The sequence below is a fragment of the Sphingomonas pituitosa NBRC 102491 genome, from assembly GCF_001598435.1.
Lineage (GTDB): Bacteria > Pseudomonadota > Alphaproteobacteria > Sphingomonadales > Sphingomonadaceae > Sphingomonas > Sphingomonas pituitosa.
Genome location: NZ_BCYY01000023.1, coordinates 56,478 through 78,877, shown reverse-complemented (window position 1 = coordinate 78,877; position 22,400 = coordinate 56,478). Strand labels below are relative to the sequence as shown.

The 22,400-nt window shown below is 67.7% G+C and carries 20 protein-coding genes; 11 read left to right on the top strand and 9 right to left on the bottom strand.

The genetic code is table 11. From position 1 onward, the window contains the following. Positions 1–46 precede the first annotated feature (46 nt). The gene (gene groL, locus SPI01S_RS17390; RefSeq protein ID WP_066725535.1) at positions 47–1,681 is read left to right on the top strand and encodes a chaperonin GroEL; all 1,635 of its coding nucleotides are present in this window, start codon (positions 47–49) and stop codon (positions 1,679–1,681) included. A gap of 77 nt (positions 1,682–1,758) precedes the next feature. Here groL and SPI01S_RS17385 read toward each other — a convergent pair whose 3' ends face one another. Next, on the bottom strand, positions 1,759–3,747 hold the full coding sequence (locus tag SPI01S_RS17385) for an oleate hydratase (protein WP_066725532.1): 1,989 nt from the start codon (positions 3,745–3,747) through the stop codon (positions 1,759–1,761). Between the two features lie 92 nt (positions 3,748–3,839). After that, the gene (locus tag SPI01S_RS17380) at positions 3,840–4,385 is read right to left on the bottom strand and encodes a hypothetical protein (RefSeq protein ID WP_066725527.1); all 546 of its coding nucleotides are present in this window, start codon (positions 4,383–4,385) and stop codon (positions 3,840–3,842) included. Between the two features lie 166 nt (positions 4,386–4,551). On the opposite strand from SPI01S_RS17380, the gene SPI01S_RS17375 reads away from it, so the two are divergent. From SPI01S_RS17375 to SPI01S_RS17365, 3 genes are all read left to right on the top strand, one after another. Continuing rightward, the gene (locus SPI01S_RS17375; protein ID WP_066725524.1) at positions 4,552–5,709 is read left to right on the top strand and encodes a phosphoserine transaminase; all 1,158 of its coding nucleotides are present in this window, start codon (positions 4,552–4,554) and stop codon (positions 5,707–5,709) included. A gap of 108 nt (positions 5,710–5,817) precedes the next feature. Beyond that, positions 5,818–7,395 (top strand): phosphoglycerate dehydrogenase, encoded by a 1,578-nt coding sequence (gene serA / locus SPI01S_RS17370; RefSeq protein WP_066725521.1) that lies wholly within the window; start codon positions 5,818–5,820, stop codon positions 7,393–7,395. A 20-nt stretch (positions 7,396–7,415) separates the two neighbouring features. Further along, positions 7,416–8,513 carry an ATP phosphoribosyltransferase regulatory subunit gene (locus SPI01S_RS17365; protein ID WP_066725519.1) on the top strand — a complete coding sequence of 366 codons (1,098 nt, stop codon included), beginning with the start codon at positions 7,416–7,418 and terminating at the stop codon, positions 8,511–8,513. A gap of 4 nt (positions 8,514–8,517) precedes the next feature. On the opposite strand, the gene SPI01S_RS17360 is transcribed toward SPI01S_RS17365, so the two are convergent. The 4 genes from SPI01S_RS17360 to queF all read right to left on the bottom strand — a co-directional run bounded on the left by SPI01S_RS17360 (position 8,518) and on the right by queF (position 13,249). Then, the gene (locus SPI01S_RS17360) at positions 8,518–9,030 is read right to left on the bottom strand and encodes a hypothetical protein (RefSeq protein WP_084253542.1); all 513 of its coding nucleotides are present in this window, start codon (positions 9,028–9,030) and stop codon (positions 8,518–8,520) included. A gap of 22 nt (positions 9,031–9,052) precedes the next feature. Beyond that, a complete protein-coding gene (locus tag SPI01S_RS17355) occupies positions 9,053–10,339 on the bottom strand; it encodes a glycoside hydrolase family 130 protein (RefSeq protein WP_066725516.1) in 1,287 nt (428 codons plus the stop codon). Between the two features lie 51 nt (positions 10,340–10,390). After that, on the bottom strand, positions 10,391–12,661 hold the full coding sequence (locus SPI01S_RS17350; protein WP_066725513.1) for a glycosyltransferase family 4 protein: 2,271 nt from the start codon (positions 12,659–12,661) through the stop codon (positions 10,391–10,393). A 141-nt stretch (positions 12,662–12,802) separates the two neighbouring features. Beyond that, positions 12,803–13,249, bottom strand: coding sequence for a preQ(1) synthase (queF, locus tag SPI01S_RS17345; RefSeq protein ID WP_066725551.1), 447 nt, complete (start codon positions 13,247–13,249; stop codon positions 12,803–12,805). Between the two features lie 55 nt (positions 13,250–13,304). Here queF and SPI01S_RS17340 point away from each other — a divergent pair, with 55 nt between their 5' ends. From SPI01S_RS17340 to SPI01S_RS17330, 3 genes are read left to right on the top strand one after another with little or no spacing between them, the layout of a single operon-like run. Further along, on the top strand, positions 13,305–14,135 hold the full coding sequence (locus SPI01S_RS17340; RefSeq protein WP_066725509.1) for a sulfurtransferase: 831 nt from the start codon (positions 13,305–13,307) through the stop codon (positions 14,133–14,135). After that, complete coding sequence (gene metC / locus SPI01S_RS17335) at positions 14,132–15,322, top strand: cystathionine beta-lyase (RefSeq protein WP_066725501.1); 1,191 nt, start codon at positions 14,132–14,134, stop codon at positions 15,320–15,322. Before SPI01S_RS17340 ends, metC begins: the two co-directional genes overlap by 4 nt. Further along, positions 15,319–16,590 carry a mechanosensitive ion channel family protein gene (locus SPI01S_RS17330; RefSeq protein WP_066725499.1) on the top strand — a complete coding sequence of 424 codons (1,272 nt, stop codon included), beginning with the start codon at positions 15,319–15,321 and terminating at the stop codon, positions 16,588–16,590. The genes metC and SPI01S_RS17330 overlap by 4 nt, the downstream gene beginning before the upstream one ends. 160 nt (positions 16,591–16,750) lie before the next feature. Here SPI01S_RS17330 and SPI01S_RS17325 read toward each other — a convergent pair whose 3' ends face one another. Together SPI01S_RS17325 and SPI01S_RS17320 are read right to left on the bottom strand one after the other, a co-directional pair. After that, on the bottom strand, positions 16,751–17,836 hold the full coding sequence (locus SPI01S_RS17325) for a Ca2+-dependent phosphoinositide-specific phospholipase C (protein ID WP_084253541.1): 1,086 nt from the start codon (positions 17,834–17,836) through the stop codon (positions 16,751–16,753). Positions 17,837–17,968: 132 nt separating this feature from the next. Continuing rightward, positions 17,969–18,418, bottom strand: a complete 450-nt coding sequence (locus SPI01S_RS17320) for a DUF4168 domain-containing protein (RefSeq protein WP_157084761.1) — start codon at positions 18,416–18,418, stop codon at positions 17,969–17,971. A gap of 212 nt (positions 18,419–18,630) precedes the next feature. On the opposite strand from SPI01S_RS17320, the gene rlmN reads away from it, so the two are divergent. Both rlmN and SPI01S_RS17310 read left to right on the top strand, forming a co-directional pair. Continuing rightward, on the top strand, positions 18,631–19,815 hold the full coding sequence (rlmN, locus tag SPI01S_RS17315) for a dual-specificity RNA methyltransferase RlmN (RefSeq protein WP_373278322.1): 1,185 nt from the start codon (positions 18,631–18,633) through the stop codon (positions 19,813–19,815). A 32-nt stretch (positions 19,816–19,847) separates the two neighbouring features. Beyond that, positions 19,848–20,249, top strand: a complete 402-nt coding sequence (locus SPI01S_RS17310) for a lysozyme inhibitor LprI family protein (RefSeq protein WP_066725495.1) — start codon at positions 19,848–19,850, stop codon at positions 20,247–20,249. Here SPI01S_RS17310 and SPI01S_RS17305 read toward each other — a convergent pair. Continuing rightward, positions 20,227–20,847 carry a flavin reductase family protein gene (locus SPI01S_RS17305; protein WP_066725487.1) on the bottom strand — a complete coding sequence of 207 codons (621 nt, stop codon included), beginning with the start codon at positions 20,845–20,847 and terminating at the stop codon, positions 20,227–20,229. The two genes, SPI01S_RS17310 and SPI01S_RS17305, sit on opposite strands and share 23 nt — an antisense overlap. A gap of 92 nt (positions 20,848–20,939) precedes the next feature. Here SPI01S_RS17305 and SPI01S_RS17300 point away from each other — a divergent pair, with 92 nt between their 5' ends. Beyond that, positions 20,940–21,662 (top strand): cytochrome b/b6 domain-containing protein, encoded by a 723-nt coding sequence (locus SPI01S_RS17300; protein WP_066725545.1) that lies wholly within the window; start codon positions 20,940–20,942, stop codon positions 21,660–21,662. Continuing rightward, entirely contained in the window at positions 21,659–22,390 is a 732-nt protein-coding gene (locus SPI01S_RS17295; protein WP_066725484.1) for a molybdopterin-dependent oxidoreductase, read from the top strand. The genes SPI01S_RS17300 and SPI01S_RS17295 overlap by 4 nt, the downstream gene beginning before the upstream one ends. Positions 22,391–22,400: the final 10 nt, after the last annotated feature.

Genomic DNA, 22,400 nt, shown 5'->3' with positions numbered 1-22,400 from the left:
CGAACCTCAACTTCCTAAACTTAGCGAAATTTGAAAGGGCAGTCCCATGGCAGCCAAGGACGTAAAGTTTTCGCGCGACGCACGTGAGCGCATCCTGCGCGGCGTCGACATCCTCGCCGACGCGGTGAAGGTCACGCTGGGGCCGAAGGGCCGCAACGTCGTGATCGAGAAGAGCTTCGGCGCGCCCCGCATCACCAAGGACGGTGTGTCGGTCGCGAAGGAAATCGAGCTCAAGGACAAGTTCGAGAACATGGGCGCGCAGATGGTGCGCGAAGTGGCCTCGAAGACCAACGACATCGCCGGCGACGGCACGACCACCGCGACCGTTCTGGCGCAGGCGATCGTCCGCGAAGGCATGAAGTCGGTTGCCGCCGGCATGAACCCGATGGACCTGAAGCGTGGTATCGACCTCGCCGTCACCAAGGTCGTCGAGGACGTCAAGGCACGCTCGAAGCCCGTCTCGGGCTCGCAGGAAGTTGCCCAGGTCGGCATCATCTCGGCCAACGGCGACGTTGAAGTCGGCCAGAAGATCGCGGAAGCGATGGAGAAGGTCGGCAAGGAAGGCGTGATCACCGTCGAAGAGGCGAAGGGTCTCGAATTCGAGCTCGACGTCGTCGAGGGCATGCAGTTCGATCGCGGCTATCTCTCGCCCTACTTCATCACCAACCCGGAGAAGATGGCGGTCGAGCTCAGCGATCCGTACATCCTGATCCACGAGAAGAAGCTGTCGAACCTGCAGTCGATGCTGCCGATCCTCGAGGCGGTCGTGCAGTCGGGTCGTCCGCTGCTGATCATCGCCGAGGACATCGAAGGCGAAGCGCTGGCGACCCTGGTCGTCAACAAGCTGCGCGGCGGCCTGAAGGTCGCAGCGGTCAAGGCTCCGGGCTTCGGCGATCGTCGCAAGGCGATGCTGGAAGACATCGCCGTCCTCACCAAGGGTGAAGTGATCAGCGAAGACCTGGGCATCAAGCTCGAGACCGTCACGCTCGGCATGCTCGGCACCGCCAAGCGCGTCACGATCGACAAGGACAACACCACCATCGTCGATGGCGCCGGTGAAGCCGAGTCGATCAAGGCCCGCACGGAGCAGATCCGCCAGCAGATCGACGTCACCACCAGCGATTACGACCGTGAGAAGCTCCAGGAGCGTCTCGCCAAGCTCGCCGGCGGCGTGGCCGTGATCAAGGTCGGCGGTGCGACCGAAGTCGAGGTCAAGGAGCGCAAGGACCGCGTCGACGACGCGCTGCACGCGACCCGCGCAGCCGTTGAAGAAGGCATCGTCCCCGGCGGCGGCACGGCCCTGCTGTACGCGACCAAGGCCCTCGAAGGCCTGGCCGGTGCGAACGAGGACCAGACCCGCGGCGTGGACATCGTCCGCAAGTCGCTGACGGCCCTGGTGCGTCAGATCGCGCAGAACGCTGGCCAGGACGGCGCCGTCGTCTCGGGCAAGCTGCTCGACCAGAACGACACCTCGTTCGGCTTCAACGCCGCGACCGACACCTACGAGAACCTCGTGGCTGCCGGCGTGATCGACCCGACCAAGGTGGTGCGCACCGCACTGCAGAACGCGGCTTCGGTTGCTGGCTTGCTGATCACCACCGAAGCCACCATTGCCGAGCTGCCGGACGACAAGCCCGCAGCTCCGGCGATGCCGGGCGGCATGGGCGGCATGGACTTCTAAGTCCTCGCTCTACGCGAAAAAAAAGGGGCCGGCGGAGCGATCCGCCGGCCCTTTTTTGTTGGTGCGGGATCGAGGGCTCAGCGCTCCTTCAGCCCGGCCATCCAGCCGCGCACGGTGTCCGCCGCTTCGCTCACCCACTGGCCGCCGCGCCCGAACAGGCCGGCGAGCTCTTCCTCCACCCGGTGGAGCGCGTCGCCGTCCTTCTCCGGCAGCGGCGGCAGGATGTGGGCGAAATAGCTCTTGCCGAGCAGCCGGTGGAGCAGTCGCTCGCCCGGGAAGGGCGCGCCATTGTTGAGCGCCCGCGCGCCGCGCAGCAGGTTGCGGATGTCGTACTGGGTGGGGCTGATGTCCGGCACCTGCTTGAGCAGGTTGAGCAGCGTGTAGACGCCCTGCCGCGCGGTGCGGATCGAGCTTTCCATCGTGAAGACGATGTCGTTCGCGGTCTCGACGAACTGGCCGACCAGCGCGAGGTTGGTGCAGCCCTGCGGCACCACCGCCGGCCGGTCGCCCGCTGCGCGGGGCATGAACTCGGCGGTGATGTACGGCATCAGCGCGAGGCGCACCTTGGTCGCGTCGACGACCGCCGCGACCTGGTCCTCGGCGATGCCGAGATGGTGGCACAGCTCCGCCAGGATCTCGCGGCCCGTACAGTCCGGCATCGTCTTGGCGACCTTGTCGCCGGGCACGTCCATCCGCAGCGCATAGACCCAGAGCACCAGCACGTCCTCGGGCTGGTCCGGGAAATGCGGCTGGCGGTTGCAGGTGACGCTGAGCAGCCACTTCGAATCGGTGAAGGTGATGATCCCGCCGGTGACGGTGCGTCCGGAGTACGGATCGTTGACCGACAACGCCTTCAGCCGATCGACCAGCGGCGAGGGGCGGCAGGTAAGCGTCGCCGATTCCCACATTGATCGGGCGACGTCGCCGCAGAACTTGTCCGGCTTGCCGAACACCGGCGATTGCGCGGCGAGGTTGCGCCATAGCGTCCAGTCGCTGTCGGCGCCGGGTTCATGGGCGCCGCGCGCCAGCACCGGCGCCTGGTCCATGTCGCCATAGGCGGTGCCCTCGGTCATCGAGCCCGGCAGCACGAAGACGAGGTCCTCGGCCGCCACCGGCAGCACCCTCGCGTCGCCGCCGACCATCGCGCGGATGCCGGTGACGGTGCGGCGTTCGCCGTCCACCGCGAAGTCGAGATCATAGGCGCGCGTGTCGAACTGGAATCGCACGCCCTGCTCGCGCAGCATCCTGGTCAGCGGGCGGACGAAGGTGTCGAACTGATCGTATTTGGGGAACAGGACGACCGACATGTCGGCAAAGCCGTCCACCGAATCGAGGAAGCGGTGCAGGTACAGCTTCATCTCGAGCAGGCTGTGCCATTCCTGAAAGGCGAACATGGTGCGGAACAGCGCCCAGAAGTTCGTCTCGAAGAAGCCCTGGTTGAAATATTGCGCGATCGTGGTGTCGCCCACCTCGTCCTTGCGCTTGAGCAGCAGCCGGACGATCTCCCACTGGTCCTTGCGCGACAGGCCGAAGGTGCTGAAGTCCTTGATCGCGCCCTGCTGGTGCATCAGCCGCGCCTTGGAATAATTGGGATCGCGATCGTTCACCCAGCGATATTCGTCGAGCACGCTGTAGCCGGCGGGCAGCTCCAGCGCCGGCACGTCCTGGAACAGGTCCCACAGATTGTCGTAGTTCCAGTTCATCTCGCGGCCACCACGGATCAGGTATCCGCGCTCCGCATCGCCCGCGCCGTCGAGCGAGCCGCCTTCGACGTGCGCGGCATCGAGGATGGTGATGTTGGCGGGCGGCATATGGCCGTCGCGGATCAGGTAGAAGGCGGCGGCGAGACCGGCGATCCCGCTGCCGACGATCCACGCCTTGCGCGCTTCCACCCCCGGCGTGGGCAGCGGCCGGTTGCGGGCATAGGGGCTCCAGAAATCGGGCGGCGGCAGCGTGTTCTCGGGCCGCTGGTGCCAATAACCGGCAGTGGTGTCCGGCGCATGCGCAAAGCCTTGCGGCGCGGCGTTGGCCTGGGCCGCAAGCCAGCCGGGGGTGGAACGGGCCATGGTGCAATCCTCCTGAGTCCAGTGAACGGGTCGCCGCCGGACTCAGGCAGATTTGCGCAGCCTTGTATTCGTAATGTTGGCAGGCGGCAGGATCAGTCCTTGCGGTCGTCCTTCTTGTCGTCCTTGTCGTCGACCGGCAGCTTCGGCACCGCCGCGCGGGCGGTTGCGGTCGGCGCGGCCGGCGGGCGGCAACCCTTGGAGACGCCCAGGCCCTTCAGATAGGCGCGGCGGATCGTGCCGCCGTAGAGCGCCGCCGTCACGCGCTTCTCCTGCTTGTCGGCACCGGTGACCATCCGTACCAGCCCGAAGCCGGGAATCAGCGTACCGACGATCGCCCGGCTGCCGGCCGCGGCGATCGCGCCGCCATTGCCGCCCTTGGCGGCGGGTGCGTCGGCATCGGTACCGAGCACCGCGTTGAGATCGGCGATGCTTGCGCGGATCTGCGTGCAGCTCTTGGTCCCCTGCGACGAGTAAGGGGCGGAAGCGGCGAGCAGCAGCACGTCCGGAATCTTCTTCTCGTTGATGCGCAGGTCGCGCAGCGGTGCCTGGGCACCGTCGCCGACGCTCTGCTTCTGTTGTGCGGCGGCAGGTGCCGCGATCAGCATCGTGGCCAGGCTGGCCGCCAAAATCGTCCGCATTTCTATCTCCCGGAATGTCCTGCAAAGCTGCGCAGCAAAGGCACGGACCCGCAACATTGTTCCATCGCAACGACGTGCCGAATTGACTTTTGTGCGCCCGCCGCTAGGGCCGTCGGCGGGCCACGCGGTCCCAACGCCGCGCGTGCTCTCTGCAAGGAGAGACTATATGACTGATTTGACTGCCGCCGACGCCACGCTTGCGCCTGCGAAGCCCGCCACCAAACCGGCGCGTCCCTATTTTTCCTCCGGTCCCTGCGCCAAGCCCCCGGGCTGGTCGCCCGAGAAGCTCGCCACCGAGTCGCTCGGCCGCTCGCACCGCTCGAAGCTGGGCAAGAACCGCCTCCAATATTGCATCGACCTGATGCGCGAGCTGCTCCGCCTGCCGGACACGCATCGCATCGGCATCGTGCCCGGTTCGGATACCGGCGCGTTCGAAATGGCGATGTGGACGATGCTCGGCGCTCGCCCGGTCACCACGCTCGCCTGGGAAAGCTTCGGTGAGGGTTGGGTCACCGATGCGGTCAAGCAGCTCAAGCTCGATCCCACCGTGCTGCGCGCCGATTATGGCCAGCTGCCCGATCTGAACGCGGTCGACTGGTCGAACGACGTGCTGTTCACCTGGAACGGCACCACGTCGGGCGTGCGCGTGCCGAACGGCGACTGGATCGCCGACGACCGCGAAGGCCTGAGCTTCGCCGACGCCACCTCGGCGGTGTTCGCCTACGACCTGCCCTGGGACAAGATCGACGTCGCCACCTTCTCCTGGCAGAAGGTGCTGGGCGGCGAGGGCGCGCACGGCGTGCTGATCCTCGGCCCCCGCGCGGTCGAGCGGCTCGAAACCTACACGCCCGCCTGGCCGCTGCCGAAGGTGTTCCGCCTCGTCTCCAAGGGCAAGCTCGCCGAGGGCGTGTTCAAGGGCGAGACGATCAACACGCCGTCGATGCTGGCGGTGGAAGACGCGATCTTCGCGCTGGAATGGGGCAAGGGCCTGGGCGGCGCCGATGGGCTGATCGCCCGCTCGGATGCCAATGCGGCGGCGCTCGACAAGATCGTGGCGGAGCGGGATTGGTTGGGCCATCTCGCCGAGGATCCGGCGATCCGCTCGCGCACCAGCGTGTGCCTGACGGTCGAGGGCGCCGATGCCGATTTCATCAAGAAATTCGCCGGCCTGCTCGAAAAGGAAGGCGCGGCGCTCGACGTGGCCGGCTATCGCGATGCACCCGCGGGTCTCCGCATCTGGTGCGGTGCCACCGTCGACACCGCCGATATCGAGGCGCTCGGCCCCTGGCTCGACTGGGCCTACGCCACCGCCAAGGCGGGCTGATTCCCTGCGCGCTCCTGCGAAAGCAGGGGCCCAGGCCCATACGCGATTCCCTCAGAAACTCTGGGCTCCTGCTTTCGCAGGAGTACCGCCGTGCACAGGAGCATATTCATGCCCAAGGTACTGATTTCCGACAAGATGGACCCCAAGGCCGCGCAGATCTTCCGCGAGCGCGGCGTCGAAGTGGACGAGATCACCGGCAAGACGCCGGACGAGCTCAAGGCGATCATCGGCAACTATGACGGCCTCGCCATTCGCAGCTCGACCAAGGTCACCAAGGAGATTCTCGAGCACGCGACCAACCTGAAGGTGATCGGCCGCGCCGGCATCGGCGTCGACAATGTCGACATCCCCGCCGCCTCGGCCAAGGGCGTGGTGGTGATGAACACCCCGTTCGGCAATTCGATCACCACCGCCGAGCACGCCATCGCGCTGATGTTCGCGCTCGCCCGCCAGCTGCCCGAGGCCGATGTCTCGACCCAGGCCGGCAAGTGGGAAAAGAACCGCTTCATGGGCGTCGAGCTGACCGGCAAGACGCTGGGCCTGATCGGCGCGGGCAATATCGGATCGATCGTCGCGGACCGCGCCATTGGCCTGCGGATGCGCGTGATCGCCTATGATCCGTTCCTGACGCCCGAGCGCGCGCTCGAAATGGGCGTCGAGAAGATGACGCTCGACGATCTGCTGCTGCGCGCCGACTTCATCACGCTGCACACGCCGCTGACCGACCAGACCCGCAACATCCTGAGCCGCGAGAATCTCGCCAAGACCAAGAAGGGCGTGCGGATCATCAACTGCGCGCGCGGCGGCCTGATCGACGAAGCGGCGCTGAAGGACGGGCTCGATTCGGGCCATATCGGCGGCGCCGCGCTCGACGTGTTCGTGCAGGAGCCGGCCAAGGAACACCCGCTGTTCGGCACGCCGAACTTCGTCGCCACCCCGCACCTCGGCGCCTCGACCACCGAAGCCCAGGTCAATGTGGCGATCCAGGTTGCCGAGCAGCTCGCCGACTATCTGGTGACCGGCGGCGTCACCAATGCGCTCAACGTGCCGAGCCTCTCGGCCGAGGAAGCGCCCCGCCTGAAGCCGTACATGGCGCTGGCGGAGAAGCTGGGCGGCCTGGTCGGCCAGCTGGCGCATGGCGAGCTGACCGGCATCGCCATCGAAGTCGAGGGTGCGGCAGCCGAGCTCAACCAGAAGCCGATCACCAGCGCGGTGCTGGCGGGCCTGATGCGGGTCCATTCGGACACGGTGAACATGGTCAACGCGCCGTTCCTCGCCAAGGAGCGCGGGCTCGACGTGCGCGAAGTGCGCCATGACCGTGAGGGCGATTATCACACGCTGGTGCGCGTCACCGTCGGTACCCAGGCGGGCGATCGCTCGGTCGCCGGCACGCTGTTCGGCAACGCCGCGCCGCGTCTGGTCGAGCTGTTCGGCATCAAGGTCGAGGCCGATCTGGCCGGGCACATGCTCTACATCGTCAACGAGGACGCGCCGGGCTTTATCGGCCGTCTGGGCACCACGCTGGGCGAGGCGGGCGTCAACATCGGCACCTTCCACCTCGGCCGTCGTTCGGCCGGCGGGGAGGCGATCCTGCTGCTCTCGGTCGACGAGGCGGTGGATGACGCGCTGCTGGCAAAGGTCCGCGCGCTGCCGGGCGTGAAGACCGCCATGGCGCTCGGCTTCTGAAGCCATTAGGGGAGGCGGCCATGACTGGTCTCCTCCCCGAAGGGTTTCACGATCGACTGCCGCCCGCCGCCGATGCCGCGGCGCGGCTCGAAACGCGCGTGCTGGGGCTTGCCCGGCTCTATGGCTATGAACAGGTCGATCCGCCGCTCGCCGAATTCGCCGACGAACTGGCGACGCGGCTCAAGACCGGCGCGGTGCGCGATGCGGTGCGGTTCGTCGATCCGGTATCGCAGCGCAGCCTCGCCATCCGCCCGGACCTGACCGCGCAGGTCGGCCGCATCGCGGCGACGCGCATGGGCCACCATCCGCGGCCGGTGCGGCTCTGCTATGCCGGACAGGTGCTGAAACTGAAGGCGCCGGCGCTCGATCCGCGCCGGGCGATGCGCCAGATCGGCTGCGAGCTGATCGGGCGGGACAGCGTCGCGGCGGCGATGGAGATCGTCCGCGTGGCGATCGAGGCGCTGCAGTCGGCGGGCGTCGAGGGCATCGCGATCGACTTCACGCTGCCCGACCTGGTCGATACGCTCGCCGGTGGCACGCTGCCGCCCGACACGCTCACCGCGCTGCGCGAACGGCTCGATGCCAAGGATGCCGGCGGTGTCGCCGCGATCGATCCCAAGTATCTGCCGCTGATCGAGGCCGCCGGTCCGTTCGATGGCGCGATGGCCAAGCTGCGCGCGACCGATGCCGGCACCGCGCTGGCCAGCCGGATCGACGGCCTCGCGGCGATCGCCGCGAGCATCCCGGCGGGCGTGGCGCTGACGCTCGATCCCACCGAGCGACACGGGTTCGAATACCAGACCTGGCTCGGCTTCTCGATCTTCACCCGCGGGGCGCGCGGCGAGATCGGGCGGGGCGGCACCTATACGGTGGTGCACGACGGCGGCCGCGAGGAACCGGCGGTCGGCTTCTCGCTCTACGCCGATCCGATCCTCGATGCGGGCATGGGGGGCGATGCGCGGCGCCGGCTGTTCCTGCCGTTCGGCACCGATGCGGAAACGGGCGCTGCCTTGCGCGCGCAGGGCTGGGTGACGGTCGCGGCGCTGGAGGCGGAGGATACGCCCGAGGCGCAGCTGTGCAGCCACGAACTGCGCGGCGGAGAGCCGGCCGCGCTTTGATCGATCAGGCCCGGCACAGCTGCCTGCGCCGGGCGATCGCATAGCCGATCACGACAAGGCCGCCGATCGCGCCGATCAGATAGCTCGCGCCGTGCGCCCAGGCATCGGCGAGGAAGGCGACATGCTTGCCCGGCGGGATGACCCTCGCCCAATATTCGGAAATGGTGACGAAGCGGAGCGCCGTGGCGGCCGCACCGATCCCGCCAGCCAGCAACGCGCCGATAGCCGATACCAGCATCAGCCGCAGGATTGCACCGCGCAGGTCGGCGAGCGCCAGCCGGGGCGCTCGGCCCGCGCGGGCGACGATCGCCAGCAGGATGCCGAGCGGCAGCCCCACCCACCAGGTCGCGATCACCCCCCAGCCGAGCGCGAGCAGGAAGGGCGACGTGGTCGGAAAGACCGGCGGATGCGCGATGGTGAAATATTCGACGCAGAGATGCGCCGTCACCTGATCGTGCACGATGCCGTACACGATCGCAGCAAGGGTCGCGAAGGCGATGATCTTCAGCGATTCCATCGATCATGCCCCCCGGCGCAGCCTATTCCATCTGGTCTATCAGCGCCTGGATGGGAGCGAAAGCGAAAGCCACGGAGCTGTCCGCCACGCCGTACGGGATGAACAGGCTGTCGCCGTGGCGGATCGCGCCGCAGGTATAGACGACGTTGGGCACATAGCCCTCGCGGTCCTGGTCGGCCGCCGCCAGCAGCGGCTCGCGCGAGCGTGCCAGCACCTTCGACGGATCGTTCTTGTCGAGCAGCGCCGCGCCGATCGAATATTTGCGCATCGCGCCCACGCCGTGGGTGAGCACCAGCCAGCCATCGTCGGTTTCGATCGGCGGGCCGCAATTGCCCATCTGCACCAGCTCCCAGGGGAAGCGCGGCTTGATGATCAGGTCGCCGCCTTCCCAGTGGGTGATGTCGTCCGAGCTGTGCAGGAAGATGTTCTCGCCGTCCTGCCGGCCGAGCATCATGTACTTGCCGCCGACCTTGCGCGGGAACAGCGCCATGCCCTTGTTGCGCGCGGCGCTGCCGGTCATCGGCACCAGGTCCAGCCCGCGCCAGTCGCGGGTGCGCATCAGCTCCGACTGGATCACCGAGCCGTTATAGGCGGTATAGGTGCCGATCCATTCCGGCGTGCCGTCGTCATGGGTGAAGTGGCAGATCCGCAGATCCTCGAGCCCGTTCGACTGGGCGCGGGTGATCGGGAAGATCACCGTGCCGGACAGCGTTGAATCGCGGTGACGATAGATGCGCACCGGCCCTTCCATCGCGCGCTCGTCCGGCTCGCGGGCGTCGGCGGCGGTGGCGAAGGGCGGCTCGGGCGCGAGTACCAGCTCGTTGCCGTCGGTGATGATGCCCTCGCGGAAGGCGACCGAGGAGATATGCCCCTCGCCCACCGCGCGCAGCGACATCAGGATGCGCATGCTGCCGGGCGGCATGCCGGTCTGGTCGTAATGCGGCACGGCGCTGGGATTCATCAGCGCGGCGGCGGCATAGCTGTACTCGTGGCAGAAATAGGCGCCGAGCAGCTGGCGCTTCTCGTCACCGATCGCCGCGCCGTCGAGACCCAGCATCGCCTCGATCTCGTCATAGCGCGTCATGAACACGCGGCGCGTCTGCCAGTGGCGGGCTTCGAAGTCCTTGAGCACCAGCTCGAGCTGCGCCCGTGCCGCACCCGGCGAGAGCGCCAGCACTTCGCTGACGATCCGCTCCGTTCGACTGGGCGCGCCGCCATTGGTGGACGCCCATGCGACGTGGAAAGGGCGCACGACGACGCGCGATGGATCGGCACGAAGCCGCAAGGGATGGTGAAACAGTTCCGGCATTTGGCAACCCCCGGGGAACGCGCTCGTTACGGCGCCGTCCCCCGTATCGCTTCAGGCGACGGCGAGTTCCGGTCCTGCCACGCTTTTATTGCCCTTTGAAAGGGCAGACATCGCGCAATTCGCCAATTGAAGAGCAAGAATCGATTCTGCACCCTGATTACGGTTAAGTCCGGTGGGCATCAGTCCGTCGAAGCAGCCGCCATCCGCGACGCTGGCGAGCGGCGTGTCGAGATCGTTTGCGCCCAGATACCAGCGATAGGCGCGCATCGCTTCCTTCGCCCAGTGCGCGTCGCCCGTCGCTTCGTACGCCGCCAGGCAGGCGTCGATGGTCGCCTGCGCTTCCAGCGGCTGCTGGTCGAACGGCAGCGGCTCGGCATATGCGCGGCCGAAGCTTTCGGTGCCGACGGCGCGGAACCGGCCCTCGGGCGACGTCTGGCGCTCGACGATCCAGGCGAGCGTCTCCAGCCCGGTTTCCAGGAAGTCGCGGCGGCCGAGCACCCGGCCGGCGCGCAGCAGCGCTTCGGGCAGGCGGGCATTGTCATAGGCCAGCACGATTTCGAACCAGCTCCATTCGGGGCGCCGGGCCGTTTCAAGCAAGGTGATGAGTTCGTTGCCGAAGCGCGTCAGGATCTCGCGCGACAGCGGGTGGCCGGGATGGGCCTCCGCCATCGCCGCCGCGCCGAGCATGGCGAAGGCGTGCGCGCGCGGGCTGCCCAGATCGAAAGCGATCGAGGCCGTCTCGTCGAACAGCACCGAGGCCCAGTCGCGATGCTTCTGCGCACGCGCGTCGCGGGCGGTGACGCCCAGCGCCCAGATCGCGCGGCCGTTCGAATCCTCCGAGCCTTCGTCCTCGCACCATGTCCGGTCGAAGTTCATGAAGTTGCGAAACTTGCGCTTGTCCGGGTTCCATGCGTGCTGGACGAAGCCGCCATAGATGGCGGTCCAGCGATCGCGCACCGCCTCGTCGACATCGTCGATCTTGCTCATCAGGATCAGCGCGCGGGCATTGTCGTCGATGCAATAGCCGTGTCGGCGGTCCGGCACCGAATAGATCGAATGCTGGAGCATACCGGTAGCGTCGCTCATCCGCTCCACCGCCGTCAGCACGGGGTGGAGCGGCGGGAGCTCGTTCGAGGATCGGGCGAGTCGCTCGGGCTTTTCGTCCAGGATCGCGTCGATCTCCCCCACCGCGCGCTCTGCCAGCCGCGCCCACAACATGGTGCGGCCGCGTGCATAGGCGCGATCGGCAAGCGTCCCGCGCGCTGCGGCGTCGCCGAGCAGGCGGTTGATCTCGCGGCCGAAGGCGCGGCTGTCGCCGAAGTCGACGAGCACGCCGTGCCCGTCGGCCAGGATCTCGGTCGCGTGGATATAGGGCGTGGAGATCACCGGCTTGCCCATGCTGACCGCATAGGAGAGCGTACCGGAGGTGATCTGCGCCGGGTTGAGATAGGGCGTCACGTACAGGTCTGCGGCCTGCAGATAGTCGAGCAGGTCGCTCTGCTCGACGAACCGGTTCACGAACTGCACGTTGCGCCCGAGTCCGGCCGCCTCCACCTGCGCGAGAAGCCGGTCGCGATAGGCCTCTCCCTCGTGCGCCACCAGGTTGGGATGGGTGGCGCCGAGCAGGACGTAGAGCGCGTTCGGATGCTCGGCGACGACCGTGGACATCGCCTCGATCATCGTCTCGATGCCCTTGTTGGGCGCCAGCAGCCCGAAGGTGAGCACCACGTCGCGACCTTCCCAGCCGAACTTCGCCTTGAAGGGCGCCGTGTCGGAATAGGGGCGATCCGGCACGCCGTGCGGGATGTTGACGATCTTGCCGTCCTCGACGCCGTGGACGCGCTTCAGGATCTCGCGGCCCTTCTCGGCCATGACGATCAGCGTCGAGGCGCGGCGGATCAGCGCTTCCATCACCCGGCGCTCGTCGGCGCTCGGGCGCTCGAGCACGGTGTGCAGCGTGACGATGACGGGGATCGAGACGCGATCGGTGAGCGCGAGCAGCAGCTCGCCGGCAGCCCCGCCGAAGATGCCGTACTCATGCTGGATCCACAGCGCCTCGGCGCCGCTCGCCTCGATCTTGCGGGCGGCGTCCAGATAGGCGCTGCGATCGTTCTGGGCGATCGAACCGGTGACCTGGGGCGGATAGGCATAGTGCCCGGGCAGGTCGTCCATCGCATAGACGTCGACCTGAATCTCCGGGTAGCGTTCGGCGAGTGCGGTGTAGGTATCGGTAGTAAAGGTGGCGATGCCGCACTTACGCGGCAGGAAGTTGCCGATCAGGGCAAGATGCCGGGTCCTTGGACCCATAGGAGACCGTGCCATGGCGGACCTTTCGCTACTGCATGATGGACTCGGCCCATATCTGGGCCTTATGTCCTGCTAAACTCCCGTTTTTCGAATAAGTTGCAGTTTCGCTGCAACGCACAACTCTATACCTGTTGAACCGTGCTGTAAATCTGACGTTCAGCCGCGGCCGCGATATCCGGAAACCCCCTGATCGGGGATCCAGACGTCCTCGGGTGGCTTGCCCGACTGCCAGAACACGTCGATCGGAATGCCGCCGCGCGGATACCAGTATCCGCCGATCCGCAGCCAGGCGGGCTGCATCTCGCGGAACAGCCGCTCGCCGATACCGACGGTGCAATCCTCGTGGAACGCGCCGTGGTTGCGAAAGCTGCCCAGGAACAGCTTGAGCGACTTGGATTCGACGATCTTCTCGCCCGGCACGTAATCGATCACCAGATGCGCGAAATCGGGCGCGCCGGTAATCGGGCAGAGCGAGGTGAATTCGGGCGCGGCGAAGCGCACCAGATAGCGCAGGCCCGGCCGCGGGTTGGGAACATAGTCGAGTTCCGCTTCCTCCGGGGTGGCGGGCAGGGCGGATTGCTTTCCGAGATGCTTGGCGTCCATGGTCGCCATGTAGGCGTTTGCGGTGCGGTTTCCATAGGGCTAGGGATGCTCCCCTATGGACGGATTGCTCTCCACCGGCGACCTTGCCGGCATGCTCGGCGCGGAGGACCTGCTGGTCCTCGACGCGACCTACACCTCCACCATTCCCGGCGCCGCGAAGCAGGACCCGCGCGCGGAATTCGAGGCCGGGCACATCCCGGGCGCGCGGCTGCTCGATCTCGACACGCTGGTCGACACCGATAACCCGCTTCCCTCGATGCTGCCGACGCGGGCCGTGTTCGAGGAACGGATGGCGCAGCTGGGGGTGACCGGCACCACCCGCATCGTCCTCTACGACAACAGCCCGCACCATACCGCCTGCCGCGCCTGGTGGGTGCTGCGGATGTTCGGGGTGAAAGCCGCGATCCTCGACGGCAACATGGGCCATTGGCGCGCCGAGGGGCGGCCGGTGCAGACCGGGCCGCACCTCGCGGCGACGACGGCATTCACTGCCGGCGAGCCCGCCGCCAAGCTGCGCACGCTGGACGACATGCGCACCACGAGCGAGCAGATCGTCGACGCCCGCTCTGCCGCGCGCTTCAGCGGGGCGGAACCCGATGCGCGTCCCGAATGCGCCGCCGGCCATATGCCGGGATCGAAGAACATCCCCTCGGGCCGCTTCTTCCAGCCGGACGGACATTGGTTGCAGCCCGAGGCGCTCTGCGCGCTGTTCGCGGCGGCGGGCGTCGATCTCGGCAAGCCGCTGGTCGCCACCTGCGGATCGGGCATCACCGCGGCAATCATCGTCTTCGCCGCGCATCTGCTGGGGCACGAAGTCGCGCTGTACGACGGCAGCTGGACCGAATGGGGCGCGCAGCCCGACACGGCGAAGGTCGTCGGCGCATGAGCGGCGGTGACGACAAGGACGCCACCAAGGTCGTCCAGGCCGGCCGCCGGCCCGAATGGACGCAAGGCATCGTCAACCCGCCGGTATGGCGCGCCTCGACGATCCTGTACGACGACATTGCCGAAATGCGCGAACGCGGCAGCGCGGATACCCACCACAAGCTCTATTACGGCCGCCGCGGCACGCCGACCCAGTGGTCGCTCGCCGATGCGCTGACCGAACTGGAGCCGGGCGCCCAGGCGACGCTGCTCTACCCCTCGGGCGTGGCGGCGATCACCACCGCGCTGCTCGCGGTGCTGTCGCCCGGCGACGAGGTGCTGCTGCCCGACAGCAGCTACGAGCCGACGCGTGCGTTCGGCAACGGCATGCTCAAGCGGCTGGGGATCACCGCCACCTATTACGACCCGCTGATCGGCGCCGGCATCGCGGCGCTGTGCACCGAGCGGACCAGGGCGATCCTGATGGAGAGCCCCGGCAGCCTGACGTTCGAGGTGCAGGACGTGCCCGCGATCGTCGCCGTTGCCAAGGCGCACGGAATCGTGACGCTGCTCGACAATACCTGGGCCGGGCCGCTGCTGTTCCCGGCGATCGAGAAGGGCATCGACTATACGATCCTGTCCTGCTCGAAATATGTCGTCGGCCATTCGGACGTGATGATGGGATCGGTCACCGCCGCACCCGGCCACTATGAGAAGCTGCGCGCGACCACCTACCAGCTCGGCCTGTGCGCCAGCCCCGACGACGCCTATCTCGCGTCGCGCGGGCTGCGGACAATGGAGGTGCGCCTCCGCCAGTCGGGCGCGAGCGGGCTCAAGATCGCGCAGTGGCTCAAGACCCGGGCGGAAGTGGCGCGCGTGCTGCACCCGGCGCTGCCCGACTGCCCGGGCCACGACGTGTTCGTGCGGGATTTCCGGGGCAGCGCGGGCCTGTTCTCCTTCGTGCTCAACGGCGGCGACGAGGTGGCGCGTACCGCACTGATCGACGGGCTCCGCCATTTCGGCATCGGCTTCAGCTGGGGCGGCTATGAAAGCCTCGCCATCCCGGCCGATCCGCAGCGCATCCGCACCGCGTCGCGCTGGGAGGCCGAGGGGCCGATGATCCGGCTCTATATCGGCCTCGAGGATGCCGACGATCTGATCGCCGATCTCGACGCCGGTCTCGCCCGCTTCGCCGCCGCGCGCGGATGATCCGCGACCTGCTCGACCGGGTGGCCGGCATGGGGATGCGAGTCCCGTCGCCGGCCGAATTGGGCGAGCTGGCGGTGGCGCTGGGGCTGGCCGCGTGCGCGCTGGCGATCGGCGTGCTGGTCGGGCGGCGCATGGGCGCGCAGATCGCCGCGCTGTGGCAGCGCATCGCCGGCGAGCACGTCAACGGCATCCAGCCGCGGCTGTGCCGGATCACCCGCTACCTCACCACCGCGCTGCTGCTGTCGCCGGTGGCGAGCGGCTGGGGCTGGCATCCGCCGGCGACGCTGCTGCTCGGCGTCGCGCTCGGGCTGGTAATGGCGCTGGCGGTGGTGGAGGTGCTGCGCGGGCTGGGCCTGCCGCGGCTCGCCACCTGGGCGATGGGGGCGATCGCCTTCACCTCGCTGCTCAGCAAGACGATGGGCGGGCTCGGCGTGATCGAGGCGCTGCTGGCGCGCGTGGGCTTCGACATCGGCACGCGGCGGCTGTCGCTGCTGTCGCTGCTCACCTTCCTCGTCACCGTCACGATCATCTATGCGCTGGTGCGGATCGCCAACCGGCTGCTCGCCCAGTGGATCGGGCGGGCCAAGGGGCTCGATCCCACCCAGCAGCTGCTCGGCCAGAAGCTGGCGAGCATCGCCATCGTCACCGCCGCCTTCTTCGTCGGCATCGACCTGCTCGGCATCGATCTGACGACCTTCGCGGTGTTTTCCGGCGCGTTCGGCCTCGCCATCGGCTTCGGCATGCAGAAGACCGTCGGCAACCTGATCGCCGGGATCATCCTGCTGATGGATCGCTCGATCAAGCCGGGCGACGTGATCGTGGTGGGGGACAGTTTCGGCTGGGTGAACAAGATCGGCGTGCGTGCCGTCTCGGTGATTACCCGTGACGGCAAGGAGCATCTGATTCCGAACGAGAATCTGATGACCCAGGAAGTCGAGAACTGGTCGTACACCGATCGCAACGTGCGCGTGCGGATCACGGTGACGGTCGCCTATGGCTGCGACCTCGAGCTGGCGCAGGACCTGATGCTGCGCGCGGCGACCGAAAGCCCGCGCGTGCTCGATACGCCGCCGCCCAATGTGTGGCTGGCCGCGCTGGGCGAGAACGGCGCGGCGCACGAGATCCTGGTGTGGATCAGCGATCCGGAAAGCGGCGTCGGCAATGTCCGCAGCGACGTGCTCAACCGACTGTGGAAGCTGTTCTGCGAGCACGGCATCACTGTGCCCGCCCCGCGTCGCGACGTGCGGGTGCGGGGCGGGGAGGGGTAGCCCCCAAAGTTCCCCTCACCCTTCCGCGCCTTCGGCGCTCCCTCCCTCTCCCACAAGGGGAGAGAGAGCAGTGCTTCCAACCTCCCTCTCCCCTTGTGGGAGAGGGAAGGGGCCCGCCGCCGCAGGCGGTGGGAAGGGTGAGGGGGATGGCGTTATCCCCTCAGCGCGCCGGGCAGCGCGCCGTCACGCTGTTGCAGATCACGCTGCTCTTCCCCAGCGACACCGCCCAGCCCAGCCCGCGCGGATCGGGGGCGCCTTCGTAGAAATCGGTGCTGATCAGCTGCGCGCCCGAGGCGATCGCGGCGTCGAGCCGGCGGCGATCATGGTTGCGCGCCTCGATCGTCTCGGCATCGGCGCGGGTGCGGACCATGAAGCCGGCCTGCACGCGGCGGGTGATCGTCGCGGTGTCCGCGGTCGGGCTCTGGGTGTTGAAGAACGCCGCTTCGGGCGCTTCCTCGGGATACCAGCCGAACATCATCCGGCCCTTCAGGCTGGCATGGCCGGTGCGGTAGCGTTCCTCGTTCGCGTCCGAGGTGTCGAGCACGAACAGGAATTTCCCGCGCGACGCGCCGACCGTCGGCCAGCGATGCGCGAGGACGGCGTCGCGCAGCGTGGGAAGCGTTCCCCGCACATCGTCGGGCGCGATCACGCGTTCGCGGCCGATCGTCGCGGCGATGTCGGCATCCAGCGCGTCGAGCGTGGCAGCGTCGAAACCGATATCGGTGGTGCGCACGTTCGGAATCGGCCGCACGTCGCTGGCATTGACCAGGATCATCACCGGCAAATGGCCCGGATGCGCATCCGACCAGCGGCGGAACAGCGCCATGCAGCCGCGAAAGGTGCGGCAATGCGTCTGCCAGTCGATGCCGGGGATGTGGATCGTCTTGGCGCCGGGGGCGGCCATCTCCGCCCGGATCTCCGCGGGACCGTCCGCATAGGGCGCGGCATAGGCGCCACCCTGCGGATCGGGCGCGACGTCGATTTCGAGCTGGCGCAGGCCGAGCGCCAGCTGGCTCTCCAGCGGCGGGTGGCCATAGGCGAGGCCTTCCCAGGCGCTGGGCAGCAGCGTGCGGATGCGCGCTTCGACCTGGGGCAGCGGATAGGGGCGATAGCTGTTGTGCGAGCCGAGCACGCGGACCTGGTCGAGCCGGAGCGAATCGAGGCTTTTGTCCGCATCGGGCGTGGTGCCGCCCGGAGCCATCGCCATCAGCAGCGCCGCCGCGGCGATCATATAGCCTTTGCGCATTCCGTCATTCCTTTGCGAAGCGAACCCAAGGCGGTGCCTTTGGCGGGCTTTCGTTCCGGAACCATGACAGTCGCGCGCACAAAGAAGGCGGCGGCCCGCTGGGGACCGCCGCCTATCGAGGGAGCTATGCGCTTAGTTTCCGCCGGTCGGGCTGGCCGGCGCGGTCGCCTGGGCCGACTGGCCGCTGGTCTGCGCCTGGGCGGCGGCGGCCTGGATGCGCTGGTTCAGCGCGGTATCCGACGCCATCGCCTGGCTGATCTCGTTGAAACGCTGCGGCTGCAGGCCCGACGCGGTGATCGCGGCGACGAACTTGGGGTTCTTCTCGGCGGCCGGGATGCTGGTGTCGGCGTTGATCTTGTTCACCGCGAGCGCCGCCTTGGCGTACTGCTGCACTTCGGTATCGGTGAAGGTAGAGGCTGCCGCGGTTCCTGCCCCCGTGGTGCCCTGGTCCGGCGTCGCCGGCGTGGTCTGCGCCGGAGCAGCGTCCGCCGGGGTCGTCTGGGCGGGCGTGGTGGTCTGGGCGAAGGCCGTCGAAGCCATCAGCGTGCCGGCAATGGCTAGGCTCGAGAACATCATTTTCATCATCAGTTCCTCACAACAATGAAACTCTTTTGCGCCCCTGTAACGTCGAAGTGGGGAATGGGTTTTCCGGCAGGCACCCGATTCACGATGGGTTGTTGCCTCGGCGGGACGGCATGACCCGTGCAGGGACGATCGCGGCCGGAATCACACCGCTGGAAAAGCCGGGCATTTTCGCCTATATGCGCCGGATGCAGACAGTGTCGGCCGCGCCCATGCCCATCCCCGGGCACATCGATCCCGTGCCCGTGCCGCGTGCGCTCGCCGCGCGCGAGGACGGCCGTACCGACCTGATCGGTCTTTCCCGCGACGGTATCCGCGGCGCGCTCGAAGCCGCCGGGCTCGAGCCCAAGCAGGCCAAGTTGCGCGCCAAGCAGCTGTGGCACTGGATCTACAATCGCGGCGCTACCGACTTCTCGGCGATGACCGACATCGCCAAGGCGCAGCACCCGTGGCTGACCGCGCGCTTCGTGATCGGCCGCCCCGAGGTGGTCGAGGCGCAGGTCTCGAACGACGGCACGCGCAAGTGGCTGCTCCGCTCGCCCGACGGCCAGGACTACGAGATGGTGTTCATCCCCGACGCCGATCGGGGCACGCTGTGCGTCTCCAGCCAGGTGGGCTGCACGCTCAACTGCCGCTTCTGCCACACCGGCACGATGCGGCTGGTGCGCAACCTCACCGCGGGCGAGATCGTCGGTCAGGTGATGCTCGCGCGCGATTCGCTCGGCGAATGGCCCAGCCAGCCCGAAGGCCGCCTGCTCACCAACATCGTGATGATGGGCATGGGCGAGCCGCTGTACAATTTCGACGAAGTGAAGGCCGGCCTCCAGATCGTGATGGACGGCGACGGGCTCGCGCTGTCCAAGCGCCGCATCACGCTGTCGACCTCGGGCGTGGTGCCGATCATGGCGCGCGCGGGCGAGGAGATCGGCGTCAACCTGGCGGTGTCGCTCCACGCCGTCACCAAGGACGTGCGCGACGAGATCGTGCCGCTCAACAAGAAATACGGCATCGAGGAGCTGCTGCAGGCCTGTGCCGATTATCCCGGCGCCAACAATGCCCGCCGCATCACCTTCGAATATGTGATGCTGAAGGACAAGAACGACAGCGACGCCGATGCGCATGAGCTCGTCCGCCTGCTGCGCAAGTACAAGCTGCCCGCCAAGGTGAACCTGATCCCGTTCAACCCCTGGCCCGGCGCCCCCTATGAATGCTCGACGCCGGAGCGGATCCGGTCCTTCTCGAACATCGTGTTCGAGGGCGGCATCTCGGCGCCGGTGCGCACCCCGCGCGGGCGCGACATCGATGCTGCCTGCGGCCAGCTGAAGACCGCGTCGGAGAAGAAGAGCCGCGCCCAGCTCGATCGCGAGGCTGCCGAGAAGTTCGCAGCGCTCGGTTGAGTCGAGGGGCGCTTCTTCGGTAAGGTGCAGCCATGCCGCTGCGCCTGCTCGCCCTGGTCCTCGCCGATCCCTGTGCCGACGCGAAGGGCGCCGTCGAGCGGGACACGTGCCTCGCCCGCGCCAGCAATGCGGCGGAGGTGGAGATGACCCGTTATCTCGGTGCCGCGCGCAAGCGGGCGACGGCGGACGGAGCGGCGGTGGCCAAGGCGTTCGACGAGGCGCAGGCGCGCTGGCTCGCCTTTCGCAAGGCCGAGTGCGATGCGGTGTTCGCGCACCGGCAGGGCGGCACCGCCCGCGGCGCAATTCTGCTGAATTGCCGTATCGACCTCACCCGCACCCGCACGCAGTGGCTGTGGAAGACGTGGCTGACCTATCCGGATTCGACGCCGCCGATCCTCCCAGAGCCCGGGCTCAGCGCGGACGGAACATCCTGAACAGCGCGTCCTCTCCGATTTCGAAATAATCGGCCGGCCCGCCGCCGCGCAGGATCGGGCGGGCGCGGGCAGTCTGGTAGATGCCGTCCTCCAGCATCGCCCGGTCGATATGCACGCCGGTCACCTCGCCCAGCACCAGCCAGGTGTCGATTTCCGCCCCTTCCTTGGTCTCCAGCCGGATCAGCTGGGTCAGCCGGCATTCGAACTGCGCCGGGCTCGCCGCCACGCGGCCCGGCCGCACGGTGCGCGACGGCAGCGTGTCGATGCCGGCAAGGGTGAACTCGTCCACCTCCGGATCGACCATCGCGGCGCTGGCGTTCATCACTTCCGCCAGCGGCCGGGTGGCGAGGTTCCAGACGAATTGCTTCGTCTCGGCGATGTTGGCGACGCTGTCCTTCCAACCCGTGGAGGCGAAGCCGAGGATCGGCGGGCGATAGTTGAACAGGTTGAAGAAGCTGTAGGGCGCGAGATTGCGTACGCCGGAAGCGGAAACGGTGCTCACCCACCCGATCGGGCGGGGAGCGACGATCGCGTTGAGCGGATCATGCGCGAGGCCGTGCCCCGATGCGGGTTCGTAGAAGTGGAAGTCGGTGGGCATTGCGGCTCCGGGATTTTCGCGGCGGCGGTGAAACCGATTCCGCCTGCCATCCGAATCTCCTACACTCGCCCCGTCCAGCGAAGGAAGTGCAGATGCCCGAAGGTCCACCGGACAGGCCCCGCCTGATCTACCGCCACCGGCTGATCACCCGGCTGTGGCACTGGCTCAACGCCCTTGCGCTGCTGCTCCTCGTCGGCAGCGGGCTGATGATCTTCAACGCGCACCCCCGGCTCTACTGGGGGCAATATGGCGCCAATTTCGACCATGCCTGGCTGGAGCTGCCGCGCTTCCCCGGCTGGGTGACGATCCCGTCTTATTACAGCCTGGCAGGGGCGCGGCACTGGCATTTCTTTTTCGCGCTGGTGCTGGCGTTCGGGCTGCTGGTCTATCTGCTGTGGAGCCTGGCGAACGGCCATATCCTCCGCGACCTGCGCATCCGCGCGCGTGAGCTTGGCCCCCGCCACCTCTGGAAGGATTTCCGCGATCATCTCGCGCTGCGCTTCCACGATCCCAAGGATCCTCGCGCCTACAACATCTTCCAGAAGCTGGCTTATGTCGGCACGCTGTTCCTGCTGCTGCCGGCGGTGATCTTCTCCGGTCTGGCACTCTCGCCGGGCATGGACGCGGCATGGCCCTGGCTGACCGCGATCTTCGGCGGCCGGCAATCGGCGCGCTCGGTCCATTTCCTCGCGATGGGGGCGATCCTCGCCTTCCTGCTCGTCCACCTGACGCTGGTGCTGCTCGCCGGGCCGATCAACGAGCTGCGCTCGATGATCACCGGCTGGTGGCGCGTGCCTGCGGAGAAACAGCCATGATCCTGACCCGCCGCAACCTGCTCGTCGGCGCCGCGGCCGGCCTTCTCACCGGCTGCGACCGCTTCACCGACAGCCCCGTGCTGGCGAGCGCCGAGGAGGCGCACCGCTTCCTCCAGCGCGCGATCGGCCGCGGATCGCTCGCCACCGAGTTCCGCCCCGAGCAGCGCAGCCCGATCTTCCGGGTGAACGGCACCCACCATCCGAACACCCCCGAATACAACATCTGGGCCGGCACCCGCTTCGCCGACTGGCGGCTGAAGGTGGGCGGCATGGTCGCGCGGCCGATGCAGCTCACGCTCGACCAGCTTCAGCGCCTGCCGCAGCGCGCGCAGATCACCCGGCACGACTGTGTCGAGGGCTGGAGCGCGATCGGCAAATGGCAGGGGCCGCAGCTCGGCACGATCCTGCACGCAGCCGGAATCAGCTCGAACGCGCGCTACATCGTGTTCCACTGCGCCGATCGCTACGGCGATGGCGGCTATTATGAATCGGTCGACCTGATCGATGCCTTCCATCCGCAGACGATCCTCGCCTGGGCGCTCAACGACCGGCTGCTCGATGTCGGCCACGGCGCGCCGCTGCGGCTGCGGGTCGAGCGGCAGCTCGGCTACAAGCAGGCGAAATATCTGGTCGGCATCGAGGCGGTTGCCTCGCTCGCCGGGATCGGCAAGGGCAGGGGCGGCACCTGGGAGGATTCGAGCGGCTATCAATGGTATGCCGGAATCTGATCGGCGGAAA

What these genes read in the sequence shown, in the direction of transcription:
- groL (WP_066725535.1), top strand. Translation starts at nt 47, where the DNA reads ATGGCAGCCAAGGACGTAAAGTTTTCGCGCGACGCACGTGAGCGCATC.
- SPI01S_RS17385 (WP_066725532.1), bottom strand. Translation starts at nt 3,747, where the DNA reads ATGGCCCGTTCCACCCCCGGCTGGCTTGCGGCCCAGGCCAACGCCGCG.
- SPI01S_RS17380 (WP_066725527.1), bottom strand. Translation starts at nt 4,385, where the DNA reads ATGCGGACGATTTTGGCGGCCAGCCTGGCCACGATGCTGATCGCGGCA.
- SPI01S_RS17375 (WP_066725524.1), top strand. Translation starts at nt 4,552, where the DNA reads ATGACTGATTTGACTGCCGCCGACGCCACGCTTGCGCCTGCGAAGCCC.
- serA (WP_066725521.1), top strand. Translation starts at nt 5,818, where the DNA reads ATGCCCAAGGTACTGATTTCCGACAAGATGGACCCCAAGGCCGCGCAG.
- SPI01S_RS17365 (WP_066725519.1), top strand. Translation starts at nt 7,416, where the DNA reads ATGACTGGTCTCCTCCCCGAAGGGTTTCACGATCGACTGCCGCCCGCC.
- SPI01S_RS17360 (WP_084253542.1), bottom strand. Translation starts at nt 9,030, where the DNA reads ATGGAATCGCTGAAGATCATCGCCTTCGCGACCCTTGCTGCGATCGTG.
- SPI01S_RS17355 (WP_066725516.1), bottom strand. Translation starts at nt 10,339, where the DNA reads ATGCCGGAACTGTTTCACCATCCCTTGCGGCTTCGTGCCGATCCATCG.
- SPI01S_RS17350 (WP_066725513.1), bottom strand. Translation starts at nt 12,661, where the DNA reads ATGGCACGGTCTCCTATGGGTCCAAGGACCCGGCATCTTGCCCTGATC.
- queF (WP_066725551.1), bottom strand. Translation starts at nt 13,249, where the DNA reads ATGGACGCCAAGCATCTCGGAAAGCAATCCGCCCTGCCCGCCACCCCG.
- SPI01S_RS17340 (WP_066725509.1), top strand. Translation starts at nt 13,305, where the DNA reads ATGGACGGATTGCTCTCCACCGGCGACCTTGCCGGCATGCTCGGCGCG.
- metC (WP_066725501.1), top strand. Translation starts at nt 14,132, where the DNA reads ATGAGCGGCGGTGACGACAAGGACGCCACCAAGGTCGTCCAGGCCGGC.
- SPI01S_RS17330 (WP_066725499.1), top strand. Translation starts at nt 15,319, where the DNA reads ATGATCCGCGACCTGCTCGACCGGGTGGCCGGCATGGGGATGCGAGTC.
- SPI01S_RS17325 (WP_084253541.1), bottom strand. Translation starts at nt 17,836, where the DNA reads ATGCGCAAAGGCTATATGATCGCCGCGGCGGCGCTGCTGATGGCGATG.
- SPI01S_RS17320 (WP_157084761.1), bottom strand. Translation starts at nt 18,418, where the DNA reads ATGAAAATGATGTTCTCGAGCCTAGCCATTGCCGGCACGCTGATGGCT.
- rlmN (WP_373278322.1), top strand. Translation starts at nt 18,631, where the DNA reads ATGCCCATCCCCGGGCACATCGATCCCGTGCCCGTGCCGCGTGCGCTC.
- SPI01S_RS17310 (WP_066725495.1), top strand. Translation starts at nt 19,848, where the DNA reads ATGCCGCTGCGCCTGCTCGCCCTGGTCCTCGCCGATCCCTGTGCCGAC.
- SPI01S_RS17305 (WP_066725487.1), bottom strand. Translation starts at nt 20,847, where the DNA reads ATGCCCACCGACTTCCACTTCTACGAACCCGCATCGGGGCACGGCCTC.
- SPI01S_RS17300 (WP_066725545.1), top strand. Translation starts at nt 20,940, where the DNA reads ATGCCCGAAGGTCCACCGGACAGGCCCCGCCTGATCTACCGCCACCGG.
- SPI01S_RS17295 (WP_066725484.1), top strand. Translation starts at nt 21,659, where the DNA reads ATGATCCTGACCCGCCGCAACCTGCTCGTCGGCGCCGCGGCCGGCCTT.